The organism is Vibrio algarum, assembly GCF_028204155.1.
Taxonomy (GTDB): Bacteria; Pseudomonadota; Gammaproteobacteria; order Enterobacterales; family Vibrionaceae; genus Vibrio; species Vibrio algarum.
Genome location: NZ_JAQLOI010000001.1, coordinates 753,127 through 773,703 on the forward strand (window position 1 = coordinate 753,127; position 20,577 = coordinate 773,703).

Below are 20,577 nucleotides of genomic sequence, written 5' to 3' on the forward strand. Positions count from 1 at the left end.
TCTTGTCTAATTTTTAGGTTCTGTATTTTTTGATGTGGTTAATTCTGATTCTTCTGTAATTTCTTCGTTAAACGCTTTGTGTATGGCAATTGGTTCTATATCTATATTAGAAAAATCAAAATTTGGGAACAAAAAATCGGCTTCTGAACGTATCTGATTTGCTTTACTGACCTCACCTAAGCCTAGGTAAGCCATGATTAAGTGGCTGTAAAGCTGTTCTTGTGGTTTTTCTCTAATCGCTTGTAATGCCCAAGAGATATAATGTTCAACATCCAACCTATTGCCTGTGACCAGACCTTTCTTTAGTGATTCACTGTATAGATTCCATTCATAACGTAATTTCTGTGACATTGGATTGACCACTTGAGTCAGGATTTTCGTGTCTCTCGGGAAAGAGTTTTCAAACTTGAATAGCATTATATTGGTCTGCAATGCGACGAACATGTACATCGTTGTTATTGCGGGAACAATAAAGCTTGTCGTTCTTATTAACACCTTGCTGACTTTTGAAATAGAGCGGACTTTATATTTTGAGGTTCTCTGATCTACCCAATATAAAAGTATGATAAAAATGAGCCAATGGATGGCAGAGAGGTAAAATGGAGCGCCCATTTGGCTATGCAGTACAATGGGTACAAATAGGCTAAATATGGCTAATCTGGTGCCTTTACGTGCCGAATACATTTTGAATACTACCATTATCATTGCAATTACTATCGCCACAATGGGTATTATTCCACCTTCAATTCCCCAGTATAGAGTTTCATTTAATGGATGCTCAGCGGAGGAATAACCAGCCGAATATTCAGAGTTTAGTTGGTGTTGACGAGCTGAATATAAAATATATTCAGGCCCAAATCGGCCATATCCGTATCCTGTAAATGGCTTTTCAATGAACATATCTATCGCTTGTGGAAATAGAGTTGCTCGTTCAATTTGTTGTGTTTGAGAATACGGAGTATCAAGACTAATTGTGGAAAATAGGATTAAACCCACCCCAACACCAGCGATTGAAGAAGATATCCAGCCACTAAACCTCTGTGGTGTTGAGAAGCGATATAAATAGGTGGCAACAATAACAGACCCAAACGCAGTACCGAGCCATTCAAATTCTCGCGCGAGGATGATGATTAATGGAGCAGTGATGAGGGGGACTAGGTAAAGAAACAGCGTTCTACTTACCTTTTGGCCGTATTTTCTCTCTTGTCTTGCAAGTAAATAACCTGAAATCACTAGTCCGGTAGATAGAAAGCTTACCATGACGCTCGGGTATTGAAATATCCCAAAAGGCATTTGGGTGAACGTGTTGTAGCCTAGAGTCTCTTTAGGCAACAAGTCAAAAAACTGAGCATAGCCGAGCAATACTTCCATAATAGCGCCAATGACAATAAACCAGAGTAGGCGTTGTTTATGCAAATTACTAAGTTTGAATTGTTGTAGTACTAAAAAAAACAACCAACCCGACCATAGGGCTATTAACCTCGGTTGGGTGAGCATCCCGAATCTATCAAATTGAAAAAATATAGGAAGGGTTAATATGATACAGCAAATGAACAGAACAATGGTTAACTTGGTGTAACGAATTCGCTTTGTACTGGCAATATGATAAAAACCAATTGCGCAAATAAAACTAAGAGAAGTCCATACGAAAGCATTAAATGGAAGGGCTAAACCCATGCCATTAAGATTTGGAATGTAAATATGCATGGCGATGAGAAATACAAAGCCAATTGTGAACATGAATGTGCGGTTAAGCGGTGCCTTAGCTTTTTTTGGAGCGAGTTTTGTGCCACTAAGGTGAATGATTGCCATTTTTGCATCCCTAATTAAAAAGCGAGCTAAGCTCGCTTTTCTACTTTACCTTTTTTTCAAAGACAACCTAGAGTCTATTGTTTTTAAAGTGGGTATTGTTTAACCCATATTCATTCTGGGGTCATTTCTTGAGCTTTAGCAGTGGTTTCAAAAATCTTGCGGTATGAGAACCTTTCACATTAGCAACCTCTTCAGGTGTTCCTTCTGCGATAATCTCGCCACCACCTTGTCCACCTTCAGGCCCTAAATCTACTACCCAATCTGCGGTTTTAATTACGTCTAAGTTATGTTCGATCACAACGACAGTATTACCATGGTCTCTTAATCTGTGAAGTACGGTTAATAACTGTTGAATATCATGAAAGTGCAGGCCAGTTGTTGGCTCATCTAAAATATACAAGGTTTGACCTGTATCACGCTTAGAGAGTTCTCTTGCTAATTTGACTCTTTGTGCTTCGCCACCGGAAAGCGTTGTGGCGGCTTGACCGAGCCTAATGTATGAGAGACCAACATCCATCAAAGTCTGGAGTTTTCGTGCGATAACAGGCACAGGAGCAAAGTATTCTCTAGCATCTTCTACCGTCATTTGTAGAACTTCGTCGATCGATTTGCCTTTATATCTTACTTCCAAGGTTTCACGGTTATAGCGTTTACCTTTGCAAACATCACAAGGTACATAAACATCAGGCAAGAAATGCATTTCAACTTTAATAACACCATCACCCTGACAAGCTTCGCAACGGCCCCCGCGAACATTAAAACTGAACCGTCCAGGTTTATATCCTCGCGATCTAGATTCTTGCGTTCCTGCGAATAGCTCTCTAATTGGCGTAAATATTCCAGTATAGGTTGCTGGGTTTGAACGCGGTGTCCTACCTATTGGGCTTTGGTCAATATCGATAACCTTGTCGAAATTCTCTAATCCTTTGATTTTTTTATAAGGTGCTGGTTCAGCTGTCGTCGCACCATTCAACTGAGTTTGAGCTATTTTGTAGAAAGTATCGTTAATAAGCGTTGATTTTCCAGAACCAGACACACCAGTAATACAGCTAAACAGGCCAACGGGTAACGAAAGAGTGACATTTTTTAAGTTGTTTCCAGTGGCTCCAATTAGTTCGACCGTTTTCTTCGTATTTCTCGGTGTTCTTTTTTCAGGAATACTTATCTCTTTTGCACCACTTAGATATTGGCCGGTAAGGGACTCTGGAGTATCTAAAATTTGTTGCATGGTCCCTTCTGCCACGACAGTACCACCATGAATCCCAGCGCCAGGACCGATGTCTATCACATGATCGGCTGCGCGAATAGCTTCTTCATCATGCTCTACAACGAGTACCGTATTTCCAAGGTCTCTAAGGTGAGTCAGTGTCTTGAGTAAGCGTTCATTGTCTCGCTGATGTAAGCCGATCGATGGCTCATCCAGTACGTACATGACACCGACTAATCCTGCCCCAATTTGGCTTGCTAGCCTAATTCTTTGGGCTTCTCCACCAGAGAGAGTTTCAGCGCTTCTTGAAAGGTTAAGGTAATTTAGGCCAACATTAACTAAGAAACGTAATCGGTCATTTATCTCTTTCATCACCTTTTCGGCAATCTGTGCTTTCTGCCCGGTAAGTGAGAGGCTTTCAAAAAAGAGGATGGCTTCGGCAATACTCATTTCAACGATATCTGGCAGAGGAGTATCTTCAATAAAGACATTCCTTGCTTCTGTTCTTAAGCGTGTACCGTTACAGCTAGTACAAGATTTTGTGGAAATGTATTTCGTTAAATCTTCCCGAACAGCGTTTGATTCTGTTTCTCGATAGCGTCTTTCTAATGTATTTAGAATCCCTTCAAATGGATGTCGCTTAACACGGATATCTCCCCGATCATTAATATATTTAAATTCAACTTCCGTTTTTCCTGAACCTTTTAAAATAGTATCTTGAATTTTTTTAGGCAGTTCATTAAACGGAGAAAATAGATCAAAGTGGTAGTGTTCAGCTAACGACGTTAGCATTTGAAAATAATAATAGTTTTTCTGATCCCAACCTTTGATTGCCCCTTCAGCGACACTTAAGTTGTCATTGAGAATGACTCGGCTTGGGTCAAAATATTGTTGTACTCCCAATCCATCGCATGTAGCACAGGCACCTGCCGGATTATTAAAAGAAAATAACCTTGGTTCTAGTTCTTGCATGCTGTATCCACAATGTGGACAGGCAAAATTTGCAGAAAAAATGATGTCTTCTTTTTCTTTATCTTCCATCCAACATACTGCGGCAATTCCACCTGATAGTTCTAATGAGGTTTCGAACGATTCTGCGAGTCTTTGTTGTAAGTCTCCTCTCACTTTAAATCGGTCGACCACTACTTCAATAGTATGTTTTTTATGGAGTTCTAACGTAGGTGGATCAGATAAATCACAGGTTTCACCGTCGATACGAGCACGAATAAAACCTTGTGCCGCCAGATTTTCGAGAGTTTTAGTATGCTCTCCTTTACGTTCTTTCACGATCGGTGCTAGCAACATCATTTTAGAGCCTTCAGGCAGCTCTAAAACTTTATCTACCATTTGGCTAACGGTCTGAGCAGTCAATGGAACCTTATGAGTAGGACAGCGAGGCTCTCCAACGCGAGCGTAAAGCAACCTTAGATAGTCGTATACTTCAGTAATGGTCCCCACAGTTGAACGAGGGTTGTGAGAGGTGGATTTTTGCTCAATAGATATTGCAGGAGAAAGCCCTTCGATATGGTCAACATCTGGCTTTTCCATTAAAGATAAAAATTGCCTAGCGTACGCGGATAGTGACTCAACATAACGACGCTGGCCTTCTGCATAAAGGGTATCAAATGCTAAAGAGGATTTTCCCGACCCTGATAAACCGGTGATAACGGTAAGCTTATCTCGTGGAATGGTTAAATTGATGTTCTTTAGATTGTGGGTTCTAGCCCCTCTGATTTCTATTTGATCCATTTGTCTGCTCACTTTACTTGCTATTGGGCAAGTATCGCACAGTAAAATTTATCTGCAAGAATTACTGTATAAAAAAACAGTTAGTATGGGAGTGTAAAAATGCCACCTAAAGAGGTGGCATTTATGCAGAAATAATAGATCTTTAACTTGTTTTTGCAGTAGCGTGCTTATCTAATTCCATTTTCTGTTCATCTTTTTTGTATAGGTTTTGATAGCAGTAGTTTGTCGCTTCTATATAACCTTCAACGCTACCACAGTCGAAACGGCGACCTTTGAATTTATAAGCTAAAACACACCCTGACTTAGCTTGTTGCAACAAAGCATCAGTGATCTGAATCTCACCACCTTTACCTGGCTTAGTATTTTCAATAATGTCAAAGATATCAGGTGTTAAGATATAACGACCTATGATAGCGAGGTTACTTGGTTCTGTTCCAGGTTCTGGCTTTTCGACCATATCATCTACACGAAAAATATCGTCTTTAATCATTTCTCCAGAAATTACACCATATTTATGAATATCTTCTTTTGGTACTTCTTGAACAGCCACAATTGAGCAACGAAATTGTTTATATAGCGCAACCATTTGTGCGAGAACGCCATCACCCTCTTCATTCACACATAAATCGTCAGCGAGAACTACAGCAAAAGGTGCATCACCAATGAGCTCTTTGCCTGTAAGAATCGCATGGCCTAAGCCTCTCATTTCACGCTGTCTGATATAGGTAAAATGGGCAGAGTCCATAATTCTACGAATATCACCTAATAGCTCTTCTTTATTGGTACCATTTATTTGGTGTTCAAGTTCGTAGTTTTTGTCGAAGTGATCGATGAGCGTGTTTTTACCTCGGCCTGTAACTACACACATGCCGGTCAGGCCTGCCTCAATGGCTTCATCAACCCCGTACTCGATGAGTGGTTTGTTAACCACTGGCATCATTTCTTTTGGCATAGATTTCGTAGCGGGAAGAAATCGAGTACCGTAGCCAGCTGCTGGAAAAAGACATTTTTTGATCATAGATAAATCCTATACCGAATGATTCTTAGTTATTATTGACGATAGAATATCATAGCAGCATGGCACAATAGTACCTTTGAACTAAATGTTCTCAGATATATGACTAGGGTAAATATTTGTGTGTCCATGCAATTGCTTGAGTTCTGTTTGATACTTTTATTTTTTTAAATATTTTATACAAATGAGATTTAACCGTATGTTCACTAACAAAGAGCTCGTCTGCAAGTTTGTTGTTCGATAATCCTAAACGAAGTCGCTCTAATACCTGAATCTCTCTCTGGGTGAGGTTAATGTTATAAGGTTCGCTAAAACGAATTATTAGGGACTGATAATACTCAATTAATTGGTTCGAAATGCTCAGGGGAAGTGAACTGTCCCCACAAAGTAGGGCATTAATCGCAAAAGAGATATCTTCGCTGGAGGTGTTCGAAAATAAATAGCCTTTCAGTCGACCTAGCTTAATAAGATCCGAAGTAGTAATTGATGTAGGGGCATCATAGACGACGGTAAAGCAGTATTTATTAATTTCAGTAAGTTGCTTGAGTTGGGCTTCAATTTCCGTTGCCGTTTTGAAATCGAAAACGTAGAGAAAAGTGCCTGTTAGTGAAGTTGAATCTTCAATGTCAGATTTTGGTATCTCGCTATAATAACTGTTTGGGTGGTTTTCCACTGCGTTTTTTAGTCGGTTTGAAAAGTAAGTATCATTTTCAATATGCACGACATTCATTTTACTTGTCATCGTACTTACCTCAATTGTCAGAAATGTTCTTTACTTTAGCGTGAAGATTTTTGAACTGTCATGGACTATTGAAAGAAATTATACGTATTTTCGTATGATGTTGATTTATATAAATGAATTAGACCGTAGGATTTCATTGAAGTGAGTTGTTACTCGAAATTAAGTCAAAAATAGGTATGCGTAATCTATCTTTTATTCATACTATATGTCGGCATTGAGATACAAGAAGGGTTGAGACTATCAAAGTTCATGGTATTCTTGTCGCCTTATATTTTTATAGAACATGTATACGGAGCAGATCATGGCGAGCCGTGGAATTAATAAGGTTATTTTGGTTGGCAACTTAGGTAGCGATCCAGAAGTGAGATATATGCCAAGCGGCGGTGCAGTAGCTAATATTACTATTGCTACTTCAGAGAGCTGGCGTGATAAAGCGACAGGCGAACAGCGTGAAAAAACGGAATGGCATAGAGTTGCTCTTTTCGGAAAACTAGCTGAAGTCGCTGGCGAGTATCTACGTAAAGGTTCTCAAGTTTATATTGAAGGCCAATTGCAAACTCGTAAGTGGCAAGATCAAAGTGGTCAAGATCGTTACACCACTGAAGTTGTTGTTCAAGGTTTCAACGGAGTTATGCAGATGCTTGGTGGTCGCCAAGGTCAAGGTGGAGCTCCAACTCAACAAGCTCCGCAACAAGGTGGATGGGGCCAGCCTCAACAACCTGTGCAACAAGCACCCGCGCAAGCACCACAACAAGCGCCACAGCAGGCTCAGCAACGTGCACCTCAGCAAGCCCCACAACAAGCACAGCCTCAGTATAATGAACCACCAATGGATTTTGATGACGATATTCCGTTTTAGCAGTTAATTGTCGATTAGAACCATTAAAAGAGCCCGCTTTTGCGGGCTTTTTAACGTTTTATACGTTGTTTAACTTTTTGTGCTCTGCTTAACTATTTGCGGTCTTATTAACTAAAGACCCATAAATCAGATGGTGTACTTTTCCAGAAATTAGAGGCGATGATGTAGAATATCGATTGTAAGTCTCTGACTTTTTGATTAATTGAGATCTAGACTAGAATTATCAAGCATTCATGCATTCACATCTCGTACATAAAGGTTAATATCTTAGAGGAAGCATATAAATCTAGGATTACGCTAGATACAAGGGTTAAGATAAAATAGTTAAAAGGATTTTGCTATTCATGCGCTACACCCCAACTCTTAAATTGAGTACACGACTAACCGCTTTTGTTACTATTATTGTTATTGGTGCAATGTTCATTCTATTTGTTGGTGGAACACTTACATTTCGAAGTATCGGCGAAGAGTACCTGAATCAACAAGTAGACGGCATTGTTTCTGTCATAGACCAGTCATTAGCTGACGATCAAGATGCTCAGAATGTCAGAGAGTGGATCCCACTGCTGTCTCGAGCAAGTAACATCATTGAGTTAGAGCTCTTCTCATCTCAGGAAATGATTTATCACTACGTGAATAGTTCAAACCCAACAGACACATCTCGCCTGTATGAAAAAAGCTACCCACTAGAAAAAAATGCGGGTTTTTCTATTAAGATAAAAGTGCTGTCTCCTTACTTGGAGCAGAGCCATTCATTTAGTGCTTTATCTTCTGTTTCGTTGGCTATTGCTCTGGTTCTATTCTGTCTTTTTCAAGGAGTTAATTGGCTCAAACGACAACTCCGAGGCTCTGAGTTACTAGAAGAGCGAGGAAGAATGATATTAGCTGGTCGAGTTGCTCAGCATGCTAAAGGCGATCACAATGAATGGCCATATACTGCAAGTGAAGCATTAGACGTTTTAATTGAGGAGCTTCAAGACGCAAGGCAAGAGCGGAGTCGTTTCGATACCTTTATACGCACACACACCTTTTTAGACCAATTGACCGGAGCGGCAAACAGAGTACTTTTTGATTCGAAATTAGAATCAGCGTTACAAGAAAGTGGAGCCAATGGCTCTATCATTCTGTTTAGAATATATGATTGGGACAATCTAACAGAATCGGTTGATAAACAGCGTTGTGATGAATTTATCGTTGAAGTCGGTAATGTGATATCCAACATTGTACAGCGTTTTCCTGATGTCGTTTTTGCCCGGTATTTCGAATCAGAGTTTGCCGTAATTATCCCTCATCAAAATAGCAAAGATATTTCAGTTCTCGCTAATCAATGTGTTCGTCAACTAGATAAAGTATCACTGCTAAACACCATGGACCATGATAATTGGTGTCATATCGGCATTACCGTGTATTCGGAAGGAGAGCGAAGAGGCCATATTCTTAGTGAAGTAGAGACCGCTGTGAAAAGTGCTCAATTGCAAAACAGTAATAATTGGAGCCGTTTTCATAAGAAGGACCTTTCGGGAGACTCGCGCGGTTCCGTTAGGTGGCGTACTTTATTTGATAAATGTTTTTCGAATGAGAAGGTTTTGGTCTTTGAGCAGCCATGCTATTTAATCAATCATGCTTCCAATAAAACGACCTTGTTGCATAATGAGTTATTTGCCAGAATAGACGATGACGGTTTAGGCATATTAAAAGCTTCTCGCTTTATGTCAGCTATTGAGCAAGTGGGTTATCAATCTCATATGGATCAATTGGTTGTAAAAACTATTTTAACATTTATAAAAACCACAACTCTTGGAACATGTTATTCTATAAACCTAAATGTTGAGCCGTTTAAAGACCGGATGAATATCCGATGGTTGAGAGACGAGCTGCTACAATTAACAGCAGAAACAAGAAGTAAATTAAGCTTTGAATTTGTAGAGGGGCAGCTTGTTAACCACTTGGACTACATGCGACCTGTTGTAAGAATGATTTCAGGCTTAGGTTGTGAAGTCATTGTTGGACAAGCAGGACGAACTATAACCAGCACTCATTACATTAAAGATCTCGAAATAGACTATTTAAAACTTCACAGAAGCCTAGTTAAAAAAATAGAACAAAGACAAGAAAATCAGCTGTTTATCCGAAGTTTAGTCGGCGCTTGTGAGGGGACTAATACACAGGTCATTGCGGTTGGTGTGGAGCGCGGTAAAGAGTGGAACTGCCTAGTTGAATTAGGCGTTGATGGTGGTCAAGGAAGAATGTTCCAGGCAGAGAATCAAATTATACCTAAACCAGAAGCGCCCAAAGTACAGGTTGGCCGCAGAAATCGTTGGCGTAAAAAGTTTTAAGGATAATGTGAACACTATATGAATGTCCCATCGCTATTTAGTAAGTTAACCTCTTCATCTAATAGCAAGAATCAACTTAGAATAATAATCCAAGTTGATGCTATTTATATCGCGTCTTCTGTCAAGGCCGATGCAGAGACATTGCAGTTTCCTATCCAATCGAGTTGGGAGGCTGCGTTACAAGTTGCAATTAGTTCGTTTGCAAACCACAAATATTCTGCAACGGTTGTTTTTAGTTCTCATTATTATCAAAGCTATCAAATAGAAAAACCGGAACTTCCTAAAGAAGAATGGGCCGTCGCTCTGCCTTTTTTATTGAAAGATCTGATTAATGAACGAGTAACCGAGATTGTTGCTGATGCTTATTTGTTGCCAGATGGTCGTCGAGCGCAAACTTATGTTCTAAGCAAGAAATATCTAACACCACTGGTTGATGTATTAGATAAAGCAAAGATAACGTTAAGTCGAGTTATTCCAGAAGACGAAGTGTGGGGGCATGTACCGACAGAAATAGATAACTTCATGCTGCTTTATCGTGGGGTAAAAGACAGCTATAAAGTCGGAGCTTTTGTAGAGACTAAAAGTAGGTTTCAAAGAGTAATACGAGGCGTTGTTTCTCCGCTTACTGGTGTTGCCTCCAGTGAATTGCAGCTTGACAGTATTGCACTTGAACTACAGAGGTCAATTGACTACCTATCATCTCAAATGCGCGATACCGCAATTAATCATCTATTGGTGATGTGTGATGAAGATGATTCAAAGGAGTTAGCGAAGGCTTTATCTGAACGCCTTAATACTCAGGTGTCAGCGTTAAATAATACTGGTTTATGTGGTCAGGTACTATGTGACACGCTTTCATTAATCACTGATGATGGTGTGAATCTATACCCTAGTCATCTAAAACCCAAAAAAGAGCTATTTACACTAAGCAGTGTGGTATCGATATGGGTTCTTCTAGCGTTGGTTATGTGTGGGTATTATGGCTATATGGCATACCAAGTTTCTGTGACTGAACAAGTATTGAAAGTGAAGACAAGAAACAAAGAGCGACTAGCAGAAGAATTTGAAACACTTAGTTTTCAAGTTGCGAACAATAAACCTAATCCAACTATGCTTAAAGCAATTGAAAGAATAGAAGCCGATATTGACGCGAAAAAATCGACACTGGAAGTGATTCGTCATTTTGATGACTCTTTGAAGGAAGGCTATTCCGGAGTTATGACATCTTTGTCTGAATTAGGTAGAAATGATATCTCCATTTCCTATATTGAGTTAAATGAAAAAGTTCTGAATCTTAAGGGCGTCGCGAGAACACCAAGCAGTGTGCCCAAATGGGTAAAGCAATTTAAAACCGAACTTAATTTGGTTGGAAGAACCTTTGAAAGCATGAATATTGGGCGAAATGAACAAGATATTGTAACGTTCGAATTGGTAACGCAAGATGAATCGAAAAGCTTGCCTTCAGCGGGAGGAGAGTAAATGCAAACATGGAATAAGCTCTCAGAAAAGTTTGCACTATTATCTCAACGAGAAAAATGGTTGATATCAGTAGGCGGTTTAGTTGGGCTATTTTTTATCTTACTTACTCTGTTAATCGATCCAATTCAAAATCTAAGCACGATAAAGAAAAAGCAGAGCGATGCAGAGTCTTTGCAAATAACTAAATTTGAAACAGAAATAGTGTCATTAAAAGAACGTTTATTGGTTGATCCTAACGCTGAATTAGAGAAGCAACTCTCACAGCTTTCTGATGAAAGCCAGACACTATCTCTTGAACTTTCTGAATTTGTTGGTGGGTTAATATCACCTTCTGATATGGCCGAGTTACTAGAAACCGTTCTAGACAAGAGTTTGACGTTAAAACTGGTGTCTTTACAGTCTCTTCCTGCCGAGTCGATACTATCCGATGCGAAAGAAAGTGCGGGTTATTTCATACACCCTGTAAGATTAGAGCTTACTGGAAAGTATTTTGATATTAAAGACTACCTAGCAGCATTAGAGTCAATGAAGGTGAAATATTTTTGGCGAAGCTTTCAATATGAAGTTGAAGCGTACCCTAAAGCAAAATTAGTGTTAGTGGTATACACATTGGGGACAAGACAGGAGTTCATTGGTGGTTAATTTTCGAATGAATCTAGGTGTGCTTTTGTTGGTTTTTTTAGCATCAAAAGTATTGGCTTCTCAAGATCCTACAGCGCCATTGAACTGGATTGAGCCAAAGGTGGCTGCTAGTAAGAGCGCGATAAAAAAATACCCCGTACCAAGACTGCAAAGCATTGTATGTAAAGAAGATTCGGATTGTTATGCTGTGCTTGATGATAAGTTAGCCAATGTAAATGACGTGGTAAGTGGCTACAAAGTAAAAATGATCACAGAGAAAGAAGTAACAGTCGTGCGAGGAAATACTTCGCATCATTTAGCTCTGTTTAAATCAGATATAAAGAATTAAAACTAAGGTTTGATAGTGATTATGCGTAAAGTTGTAATTGGAATTATTATTTCATCGTTGATGGGGTGTTCAATGGGACACCGCGATCCAGTAGAAATAAAAGAAGCCTTGAATGAAGCGGTCAATAATGCGAATAGTCGAAGTTTAGATGAACTCCCTGCATCTGTTCAGGCCGACTTAATGCCAGAACTGGATTCGCATGGCAGCACAGCATTAACGTCATTGAAACGCTTTCGAGTACAAGCAGATGGTGTTGAAGCTAAAACATTCTTCGCTAGTATCATCAATAATACGGAGTACAGTGCTGTTATTCACCCTGATGTATCTGGTCGCATTACCGTAACGCTATCTGACGTTACTTTAGATGAAGTACTTGATGTAGCTAGAGATATGTATGGTTATGACATCATTAAAAACGGGAAAATAATCCAAGTTTACCCAGCAGGAATGCGCACAGAAACGTTAGCGGTAGACTACTTACAGCTAAAACGAAGTGGGCGTTCACTTACTACGATTACCACAAGTACAGTATCGACGGAAGATGATAGCGATGACTCTAGCAGTGATGATTCTAGTAGTTCCAGCAGTTCGAGTAGCTCTTCGAGCAACACGACCGGTGGTACAACAATTGAAACCACAAGTGAAAGTGATTTTTGGACTCAACTTCAAAGTGCGGCACAAGGTTTAATAGGCACCGAGGGCGGACGAAGTGTTTCTGTTAACGCCCAAGCTGGTGTGCTGACGGTTCGCGCTCTACCAAGCGAAATTCGAGATATCAAACAGTTTCTAAATATTTCTCATGAACGATTACAACGCCAGGTAATTTTAGAAGCAAAAATAATGGAAGTGACCTTAAGTGACGGGTATCAGCAAGGTATTAACTGGTCCAATATCGGTGCATCTATTGGTGGTGGAACGGTAGATATCGCAAGAACAGCGCTTTCGAGTACGCTGCCTGGACAAGACGATATTGGTTCATTACTTGGCGGTCAAACCAACGTAACCATTAGCGACGGCAGCTTTGAAGCCGTATTGAGTTTTATGTCTACTCAAGGTGATCTTAATGTCTTATCAAGCCCAAGAGTGACCGCCGCAAATAACCAAAAAGCGGTGATAAAAGTGGGAGTGGATGAGTATTATGTTACCGCAGTCAGTAATGATTACATTGAAGTAAATGATGAAACTGTTCTATCACAAGAGTATGAACTAACACCATTTTTCTCAGGAATCTCATTAGATGTAACACCTCAAATCGATGCGAAAGGGAATGTGATGTTGCATGTTCATCCTGCTGTTATTGATGTAGAAGAAAAGACATATGACTTCTTAAATGATGCTCCTATGGCAAGTTCATCTATTCGCGAATCAGATTCAATTATTAGAGCAAGAGACGGAGATGTTGTGGTTATTGGTGGTCTCATGAAAACCAATACCTTGGATCAGGTTTCTAAAGTGCCTCTATTAGGCGATATTCCTGGACTTGGGTATTTATTTAGAAATACCACGGAATATACCGAAAAAACAGAATTGGTTATTTTACTCAAACCAACCGTTGTTGGAGTACATACTTGGCAGCAAGAAGTAGAACGTTCACGCGATCTATTACAGGAGTGGTTCCCTGACTCGGAGTAATCATGTACCAAACCTTTTTTGGTTTTAAAAAAACACCATTTGGACTAACGCCAACGACGGAGTTATTTCAAGGGTTACCCCTCATTATGAAGCTCTGCAGACGGTTATTTCTGCGGTGAAAATGGGGGAGGGTTTGATTAAAGTTACCGGAGAGGTGGGTACGGGTAAAACGATGGTCTGTCGGATGCTTATTAACCAGTTACCAGATGATGTAGGGTTAGTTTATTTACCTAACCCGGTACTTTCAGGGGATGGGCTACGCTCAGCAATAGCAAAAGAATTGGGTATCAATGGTGTAGAGACGAATCAAATGGTCGATGCAATCCAGCAAAAATTATTAGAGCTTTCTCTGCATGGTAAGCAGGTAATTACCTTAATTGATGAAGCGCAGGCACTGAGTGATGAAGCGTTAGAAACCCTACGTTTGTTTGGTAACTTAGAAACTGAAGATAAAAAATTGTTGCAGATAGTTTTGTTTGGTCAACCAGAATTAGACGAACGCTTGGAAGCCAATCATATGAGGCAGTTCAGGCAGCGTATTACGTTTAGTTCAATATTAAGGCCGCTAACTATTTCGGAAGGGTGTGCCTATATTCAATATCGAATAGATATGAGTGGTGGAGACAAATCACTCTTCTCGTTGAGACAAAAAAAGCGATATGGAAAGCGAGTAAAGGTATCCCTAGATTGATTAATCAAATTTGCCACAAAAGCTTAATTTTAGCGTTTGGAAATCAACAGAAAACGATAAAAAATCAATTTATATATGACGCAATTCAAGATACCTACGATGCGCTCAAACCAAAATATAAAACGCCGACGTTATGGGGTTGGAGAACGACATGAGTGTAATGAATAAAGCTCTAGCCGACATTGAAAATAAAAATAAAGATGTTGAAAAAGAGTCGAAGATTGAAAAAGCAGAAATTACACCAGTGACAAGTAGCAATAAATTAGCATGGGCTGTTGGTGGCTTTACTTTAAGCTTATGTGTGGGTGGTTGGGCTGTTTCTCAGCAGATGACAACACTTGTTACCCCCATCTCTGAGCCGTTATCTATACCTACGCAAGATGAGAGAACGGCGCAGCCAACAATAGCGACATCGATAAGCTCTTCACCGACATCAAAAGTTATCGAGAATGCAAACGTTAGCGTGTATGTAGAATCAAACCAATCAATCAATTCGGCAAAACCAATAACCGTGGTATCAAAAAAAGCCAGCTTAACTGTGAAGAAACCGACACCAATAGTGAAGAAACCTGTCGCTCCTCCAGTTTTAGTTGCGCAAGTAGCGACACCAGCGAAAAAAGAAAGTGTCGTAGGAAGTATGGCGGTTGAACAAGTTGAATTGACACCACGGCAACTGGCGAATAACGCGATTGAAAGAGCAAAAAAAGAGCTTGATAGCAACAATTTAGATGGGGCTATTGCTGAGTTCGAAACCGCTCTTAAATATCAATCGTCAGATGAAGATACTCGTCGACGTTTGGCAGCGCTATATTATGGTAAGAAAGATTTGCGCAAGTCTATAGAGCTATTGCAGCACGGAATCAGATTAAATGAAGACAGTCAGGCACTGAGAATTGCGCTATCTAAGATCCTAATAAAAGAAAATCAGCCAGAAGCCGCGCTTAGTTCACTTATTTACTTACCAAACGATGTAGATACAGATTACCTTGCGATGCGTGCGGCACTTGCTCAGCAGATTAAAAACGGCACTGTCGCATTTGAAACCTATCAAATGCTGGTAGAAAAAGAACCAGACAGTGCTCGCTGGTGGCTAGGATTAGCAATACAACAAGAACGAAAAATGATGTATCCAGAAGCGAAAAAATCGTATCAACAAGCGATTGGCAGAGTTGGTGTATCAAAACAGACGCAGGCATTTATACGTGATCGCCTGAGCCTTCTCGAGAGTTTAGAGGAAACGTCCAGTGCAAATTAAATTAAGAAAGAGACTCGGTGACCTGCTGGTAGAAGAAGGCATTATTACCGAACAGGCTGTAGAAGATGCACTGCTTGCTCAAAAGAAAACAGGAAGAAAACTGGGTGATATGCTCATTCAGCTTGGCTTCTTAACCGAAACACAAATGCTAGAGTTTCTGTCTCAGCAACTACTTCTACCCGTTATCGATCTTAGCCGTGCAGATATCGATATTGACGCCGTTCAAATTTTACCAGAGGTACATGCTCGTCGACTTCGTGCTCTCGTGATAGGTAAAAATGGAGATACATTGCGCGTTGCAATGAGTGACCCTGCGGATTTATCTGCGCAAGAGTCACTTCTAACTCGCCTTTCTCAATATACACTTGAATTCGTTATCGCACCGGAGCATCAGCTCGTTGATGGTTTTGATCGTTATTATCGCCGAACAAAAGAGATCGCCACATTTGCAGAGCAGTTACAAGCCGAGCATCAGACCACGGACGCGTTTGATTTTGGGCTATCAGAAGATGCTGATAGTGATGAAGTTACGGTCGTTAAGTTAATTAATTCACTATTTGAAGATGCCGTACAAGTAGGGGCATCGGACATTCATATAGAGCCAGATGCAAACGTACTTCGTTTAAGACAGCGAATCGATGGTATTTTACATGAAACCTTGTTGACTGAAGTGAATATCGCCTCTGCGTTGGTGCTTAGATTAAAGTTGATGGCGAACTTAGACATCTCTGAAAAAAGATTGCCTCAGGATGGTAGATTCAATATTCGATCTAAAGGGCACTCCATAGACATACGTATGTCGACTATGCCGGTTCAACATGGCGAGTCAGTAGTTATGCGTCTCTTAGATCAAACCGCAGGTGTTAGAAAATTAGAAGAATCAGGATTACCCGCTGATCTGCTAGATAGATTCAGGCACCAGCTTAAGCGTCCTCATGGCATGATATTAGTGACAGGCCCAACAGGGTCCGGTAAGACAACCACACTGTATGGTGCGTTATCAGAGCTAAATGACGCCTCTAAAAAAATAATCACAGCGGAAGACCCAGTTGAATATCGCCTACCTAGGGTGAATCAAGTTCAGGTCAACCCAAAGATTAACTTAGACTTTTCGACAGTGTTAAGAACCTTTCTACGCCAAGATCCAGATATTATTCTTGTTGGTGAGATGCGAGATCAAGAGACAGTTGAAATAGGTTTGCGAGCAGCACTGACCGGACACTTAGTATTGAGTACATTGCATACCAACGATGCGGTAGACAGTGCTTTACGAATGATAGACATGGGAGCGCCAGGCTACCTTGTTGCTAGTTCGGTAAGAGCGGTACTTGCACAGCGACTAATCCGAAAAATATGCCCAGATTGCAGCGCGCCAATAGAGCTTGATACTGGGCAACATAGTTGGATAGAAAGCCGTTTTCCTAATCAGTCTAATGCCTCTTTTTTAAAAGGTCGAGGATGTCAAAACTGCAACCTAACCGGATATAAAGGTCGTATAGGTGTATTTGAATTATTAGAACTCGAAGAAGAGATGATGGATGCGCTTCGTGCGGATGATGCTGTCGGGTTTGCTAAGAAGGCAAGAAAAGCACCAGGGTATAAACCACTGTTAGCTTCTGCTATGGAGCTGGCTCTGAAAGGGGTGGTCTGTGTTGAAGAAGTGATGGCCCTCGGTGAAGGTGATACGTCAGGTAGCAGTGATCCTATTTACTTATAATAAGAATTATTTATTAAGATCCAATATGCGGAGTAAACAGTAAGCGATGCCAAATTTTCGATATCAAGGGCGACAGTCCGATGGCAAGCAAGTAACAGGGGATGTTGATGCACCCACTGAAGAGCTAGCGGCTGATTCCTTGATAAACCGAGGTATTATCCCTACATCTATTACTGTAGGTGGTGAAAACAGCAGCGGGTTGGCGAATTTCGATCTCGCTAAAATGCTGACGCCATCTCTTCCTTTAGAAGTATTGGTTATATTTTGTCGTCAAATGTACAGCTTAACCAAAGCAGGGGTTCCGTTACTTCGCTCTATCAATGGCTTAGCGTCGAATACAGAGAATAAACAACTCAAAAAAGCCTTAGAAGAAGTCGTATCTGAGCTGACTAACGGCCGAAACCTATCAGCATCAATGGGAATGCATAGCCATGTATTTAGTCCGCTGTTTGTGTCTATGATCAGCGTGGGTGAAAACACGGGTCGGCTTGATGAGGTATTGCTTCAACTCAGTAACTATTATGAACAAGAGTTAGAAACAAGAAAGCGTATAAAAAGTGCGATGCGATACCCCACCTTTGTCATCGCTTTTGTTGTAATCGCCTTGGGTATATTAAATTACTTCGTCATCCCCCAGTTTGCGAGTATGTTTAGCCGATTTGGTGTCGATTTACCACTACCAACGCGGATTTTAATTGGTACGTCTAACTTTGTCGTCTCGTATTGGGGTGCTATTCTTGCGGGAATCTTCGGTTCGTTATTTGCTTTTAAAGCCTGGATCTCCACCCTTAATGGCAGAGAAAAGTGGGATGGTTTTCGATTAAAGATGCCTATCGTGGGGAGCATTGTTACTCGAGCTCAAATGGCCCGATTTTCTAGAACGTTCGCACTTATGTTGAAATCAGGTGTACCACTAAATCAGTCTATAGCTTTATCTGCAGAAGCGATGGGAAACAAATATTTAGAATTGCGTCTGCTAGCGATGAAAAGTTCGATAGAAGCGGGCGGAACGGTTTCAAATACGGCAATTAATAGTGGCATATTCACCCCACTCGTTATTCAAATGATATCCGTGGGTGAAGAGACTGGACGTATCGATGAGCTATTATTAGAAGTGGCTGATTTTTATGATAGAGAAGTAGACTATGATTTAAAAACACTAACGGCAAGGATAGAACCAATATTACTGGTTTTTGTTTCTGGTATCGTATTGATACTCGCATTAGGAATATTTTTGCCAATGTGGGGTATGTTGGATGCTATTCAGGGCAAAGGTTAACCGAGTATGGTTCCGACAGTCTCTCCGCGGTTTTCGGTTTGGTTATTACTAATATCGATACTGATGTTTTCTGTATTATATGTTGGACAGAAGTTACAAGTTACAACGGTAGAAACGGCTTATGCCGTTGCTGCAAAACGAATGTTGAATAAGGCCAACTATTACAAAGAGAATTGGTTGATTCAAAAACGGCCGGAAACGATGCTAATTGAAGGGCAACAAATTCAATTTAATTCAGAAGGTTGGCCTTTACCAATCAAAAACGACATTGTTGATTGTGAGTACTGGCTTTTGCTACTAAATGAAAGCAAAGATGTATTTGGGCAGAAATTTACAAGTATAAAAAGTAATAATATCGGAAATGGCTATATTTGTAGTTATTCTTATAAAGAACACAGTGCTATAATATTGAAACTTATAGATAAAAAGCTATCAGTTAGTATTGATTTATCAGTGGTGCATATGAATTAACAAAAGGTTAATCAAGTAAATGATACATATAGATAAAATGCGCCCCAAAGAAAAGGTTAGAAAATAGTATGAAGAAGCAGGCTGGTTTCTCGCTCGTTGAATTAGTTATTGTCATTGTTGTTGTTGGCCTTTTAGCCGTAGCCGCATTGCCAAAGTTTTTAGATATCACAGACGAGGCGAAAAAAGCGAGTATTGAAGGTGTTGCGGGTGGTTATGCAACAGCAGTACTTTCTGCGCGAGCTCAATGGGAAGCGGAATCAAGACCTCAAGAGAACGATGTGAATATGGTTGATTACGACGGTGTTGATTTTATCCTTACCGATTCAGCCAACAGTGGCTTTCGTGATGGCTACCCAATTGCGGTTTCAAGCACAACAAGCTCTGATGTTACAGCGGCGACAGATGCTATTTGTTTAGAGTTGATGGAAAACCTTTTACAAAACCCGCCAACGGTTGTTGAAAATGACACCTCGGACACAGATGCGCGCTATTCTGCAGAAGCGACAAACAGCGGGACGTCATGTACGTATACACAATTAGAAGGCACAACGAACCATAATTTTGAGTACGATATAACCACAGGACGTGTGTTGGTTAACCTAACAAATTAAATTCACGATATTGATGATATGCATCACTATTTATTAGTATATTAGCTCTACTTATTAGCGTAGGTATGGCAATCTGGCATTAATTATAATTTCAAGTATTCAGTTGTTCTGAGCTTGTGACATTTTATTTAGAGAGATGAAGTTATGAAAAGACAAGGTGGTTTTACCCTAATCGAATTGGTAGTGGTAATTGTTATTCTGGGTATTTTAGCTGTTACAGCGGCACCTAGGTTTTTGAATTTGCAGACTGACGCTCGCCAAGCAAGTTTGGAAGGTTTGAGAGGAGCAATGCAAGGTGCTTCAGGAATAGTGTATGCGAAGTCTGCTATTGAAGGCTATGAATCTGTAGCGACAGCTACTGATCGTACTATAGATGGAAAAACTGTCAATATTGCATGGGGTTACCCGACTGCAACTTCAACGGGTATTGAAGCTGTAGTTACTGGTCTTGATGATGACGAGCAGTGGGTAGAAGTTGCAAGCAGCGGTATCACTGGAGGAGTCGCTACAAATTTCATTTATTACACGTTGGCTAGCTTGACCCTTCCCACAACAGGAACGCTTGATAATTGTTATGTTTCCTATAGTTTAGTTCCTGCTGGAACAGTTGCACAAGAACCAACGATCGTTGTCGAAGAATGCGATTAATAGCAAAAATAATACGAGGAGCTTATTAGCTCCTCGTATTTATTCTTTTTATTGAGTGTGCAGGGTTAATTATCGATTAATATCTATGGTATAACAAAGTGGAT

16 protein-coding genes and 1 pseudogene are annotated in these 20,577 nt (G+C 40.3%); 13 read left to right on the forward strand and 4 right to left on the reverse strand.

Annotation, left to right across the window (positions count from 1 at the left end):
- Positions 1-6: 6 nt before the first annotated feature.
- The 4 genes from PGX00_RS03795 to PGX00_RS03810 all read right to left on the reverse strand — a co-directional run bounded on the left by PGX00_RS03795 (position 7) and on the right by PGX00_RS03810 (position 6,525).
- Positions 7-1,812 (reverse strand): PglL family O-oligosaccharyltransferase, encoded by a 1,806-nt coding sequence (locus tag PGX00_RS03795; protein ID WP_272133012.1) that lies wholly within the window; start codon positions 1,810-1,812, stop codon positions 7-9.
- A gap of 121 nt (positions 1,813-1,933) precedes the next feature.
- Complete coding sequence (uvrA, locus tag PGX00_RS03800) at positions 1,934-4,768, reverse strand: excinuclease ABC subunit UvrA (protein WP_272133014.1); 2,835 nt, start codon at positions 4,766-4,768, stop codon at positions 1,934-1,936.
- A gap of 142 nt (positions 4,769-4,910) precedes the next feature.
- Positions 4,911-5,786, reverse strand: a complete 876-nt coding sequence (gene galU, locus PGX00_RS03805; RefSeq protein WP_272133016.1) for a UTP--glucose-1-phosphate uridylyltransferase GalU — start codon at positions 5,784-5,786, stop codon at positions 4,911-4,913.
- A gap of 103 nt (positions 5,787-5,889) precedes the next feature.
- Complete coding sequence (locus tag PGX00_RS03810; RefSeq protein WP_272133018.1) at positions 5,890-6,525, reverse strand: response regulator transcription factor; 636 nt, start codon at positions 6,523-6,525, stop codon at positions 5,890-5,892.
- Between the two features lie 301 nt (positions 6,526-6,826).
- Here PGX00_RS03810 and PGX00_RS03815 point away from each other — a divergent pair, with 301 nt between their 5' ends.
- The 13 genes and pseudogenes from PGX00_RS03815 to PGX00_RS03875 all read left to right on the forward strand — a co-directional run bounded on the left by PGX00_RS03815 (position 6,827) and on the right by PGX00_RS03875 (position 20,473).
- Entirely contained in the window at positions 6,827-7,384 is a 558-nt protein-coding gene (locus PGX00_RS03815) for a single-stranded DNA-binding protein (protein ID WP_272133020.1), read from the forward strand.
- A gap of 344 nt (positions 7,385-7,728) precedes the next feature.
- A complete protein-coding gene (gene csrD, locus PGX00_RS03820) occupies positions 7,729-9,720 on the forward strand; it encodes an RNase E specificity factor CsrD (protein WP_272133021.1) in 1,992 nt (663 codons plus the stop codon).
- An 18-nt stretch (positions 9,721-9,738) separates the two neighbouring features.
- Positions 9,739-11,199 carry an MSHA biogenesis protein MshI gene (locus PGX00_RS03825; protein ID WP_272133023.1) on the forward strand — a complete coding sequence of 487 codons (1,461 nt, stop codon included), beginning with the start codon at positions 9,739-9,741 and terminating at the stop codon, positions 11,197-11,199.
- Positions 11,200-11,841: an MSHA biogenesis protein MshJ gene (locus tag PGX00_RS03830; protein ID WP_272133025.1), complete on the forward strand. Its 642-nt coding sequence runs from the start codon at positions 11,200-11,202 to the stop codon at positions 11,839-11,841.
- Positions 11,834-12,169 (forward strand): MSHA biogenesis protein MshK, encoded by a 336-nt coding sequence (locus PGX00_RS03835; RefSeq protein WP_272133027.1) that lies wholly within the window; start codon positions 11,834-11,836, stop codon positions 12,167-12,169. The genes PGX00_RS03830 and PGX00_RS03835 overlap by 8 nt, the downstream gene beginning before the upstream one ends.
- Positions 12,170-12,190: 21 nt before the next feature.
- Complete coding sequence (gene mshL / locus PGX00_RS03840; RefSeq protein WP_272133029.1) at positions 12,191-13,801, forward strand: pilus (MSHA type) biogenesis protein MshL; 1,611 nt, start codon at positions 12,191-12,193, stop codon at positions 13,799-13,801.
- 2 nt (positions 13,802-13,803) lie between these two features.
- Positions 13,804-14,647, forward strand: a pseudogene (locus PGX00_RS03845) (ExeA family protein).
- Positions 14,644-15,747 carry a tetratricopeptide repeat protein gene (locus tag PGX00_RS03850; protein ID WP_272133031.1) on the forward strand — a complete coding sequence of 368 codons (1,104 nt, stop codon included), beginning with the start codon at positions 14,644-14,646 and terminating at the stop codon, positions 15,745-15,747. The pseudogene PGX00_RS03845 and the gene PGX00_RS03850 overlap by 4 nt, the downstream one beginning before the upstream one ends.
- Complete coding sequence (locus PGX00_RS03855) at positions 15,737-17,464, forward strand: GspE/PulE family protein (protein WP_272133032.1); 1,728 nt, start codon at positions 15,737-15,739, stop codon at positions 17,462-17,464. Before PGX00_RS03850 ends, PGX00_RS03855 begins: the two co-directional genes overlap by 11 nt.
- Before the next feature lie 46 nt (positions 17,465-17,510).
- On the forward strand, positions 17,511-18,743 hold the full coding sequence (locus PGX00_RS03860) for a type II secretion system F family protein (RefSeq protein WP_272133034.1): 1,233 nt from the start codon (positions 17,511-17,513) through the stop codon (positions 18,741-18,743).
- Between the two features lie 6 nt (positions 18,744-18,749).
- Positions 18,750-19,214 (forward strand): hypothetical protein, encoded by a 465-nt coding sequence (locus PGX00_RS03865; protein WP_272133036.1) that lies wholly within the window; start codon positions 18,750-18,752, stop codon positions 19,212-19,214.
- A 68-nt stretch (positions 19,215-19,282) separates the two neighbouring features.
- Positions 19,283-19,825, forward strand: coding sequence for a prepilin-type N-terminal cleavage/methylation domain-containing protein (locus PGX00_RS03870; RefSeq protein ID WP_272133039.1), 543 nt, complete (start codon positions 19,283-19,285; stop codon positions 19,823-19,825).
- 144 nt (positions 19,826-19,969) lie between these two features.
- The gene (locus PGX00_RS03875) at positions 19,970-20,473 is read left to right on the forward strand and encodes a type II secretion system protein (RefSeq protein ID WP_272133041.1); all 504 of its coding nucleotides are present in this window, start codon (positions 19,970-19,972) and stop codon (positions 20,471-20,473) included.
- The last annotated feature ends 104 nt before the right edge of the window (positions 20,474-20,577 follow it).

What these genes read in the sequence shown, in the direction of transcription:
- PGX00_RS03795 (WP_272133012.1), bottom strand. Translation starts at nt 1,812, where the DNA reads ATGGCAATCATTCACCTTAGTGGCACAAAACTCGCTCCAAAAAAAGCT.
- uvrA (WP_272133014.1), bottom strand. Translation starts at nt 4,768, where the DNA reads ATGGATCAAATAGAAATCAGAGGGGCTAGAACCCACAATCTAAAGAAC.
- galU (WP_272133016.1), bottom strand. Translation starts at nt 5,786, where the DNA reads ATGATCAAAAAATGTCTTTTTCCAGCAGCTGGCTACGGTACTCGATTT.
- PGX00_RS03810 (WP_272133018.1), bottom strand. Translation starts at nt 6,525, where the DNA reads ATGACAAGTAAAATGAATGTCGTGCATATTGAAAATGATACTTACTTT.
- PGX00_RS03815 (WP_272133020.1), top strand. Translation starts at nt 6,827, where the DNA reads ATGGCGAGCCGTGGAATTAATAAGGTTATTTTGGTTGGCAACTTAGGT.
- csrD (WP_272133021.1), top strand. Translation starts at nt 7,729, where the DNA reads ATGCGCTACACCCCAACTCTTAAATTGAGTACACGACTAACCGCTTTT.
- PGX00_RS03825 (WP_272133023.1), top strand. Translation starts at nt 9,739, where the DNA reads ATGAATGTCCCATCGCTATTTAGTAAGTTAACCTCTTCATCTAATAGC.
- PGX00_RS03830 (WP_272133025.1), top strand. Translation starts at nt 11,200, where the DNA reads ATGCAAACATGGAATAAGCTCTCAGAAAAGTTTGCACTATTATCTCAA.
- mshL (WP_272133029.1), top strand. Translation starts at nt 12,191, where the DNA reads ATGCGTAAAGTTGTAATTGGAATTATTATTTCATCGTTGATGGGGTGT.
- PGX00_RS03850 (WP_272133031.1), top strand. Translation starts at nt 14,644, where the DNA reads ATGAGTGTAATGAATAAAGCTCTAGCCGACATTGAAAATAAAAATAAA.
- PGX00_RS03860 (WP_272133034.1), top strand. Translation starts at nt 17,511, where the DNA reads ATGCCAAATTTTCGATATCAAGGGCGACAGTCCGATGGCAAGCAAGTA.
- PGX00_RS03865 (WP_272133036.1), top strand. Translation starts at nt 18,750, where the DNA reads ATGGTTCCGACAGTCTCTCCGCGGTTTTCGGTTTGGTTATTACTAATA.
- PGX00_RS03870 (WP_272133039.1), top strand. Translation starts at nt 19,283, where the DNA reads ATGAAGAAGCAGGCTGGTTTCTCGCTCGTTGAATTAGTTATTGTCATT.
- PGX00_RS03875 (WP_272133041.1), top strand. Translation starts at nt 19,970, where the DNA reads ATGAAAAGACAAGGTGGTTTTACCCTAATCGAATTGGTAGTGGTAATT.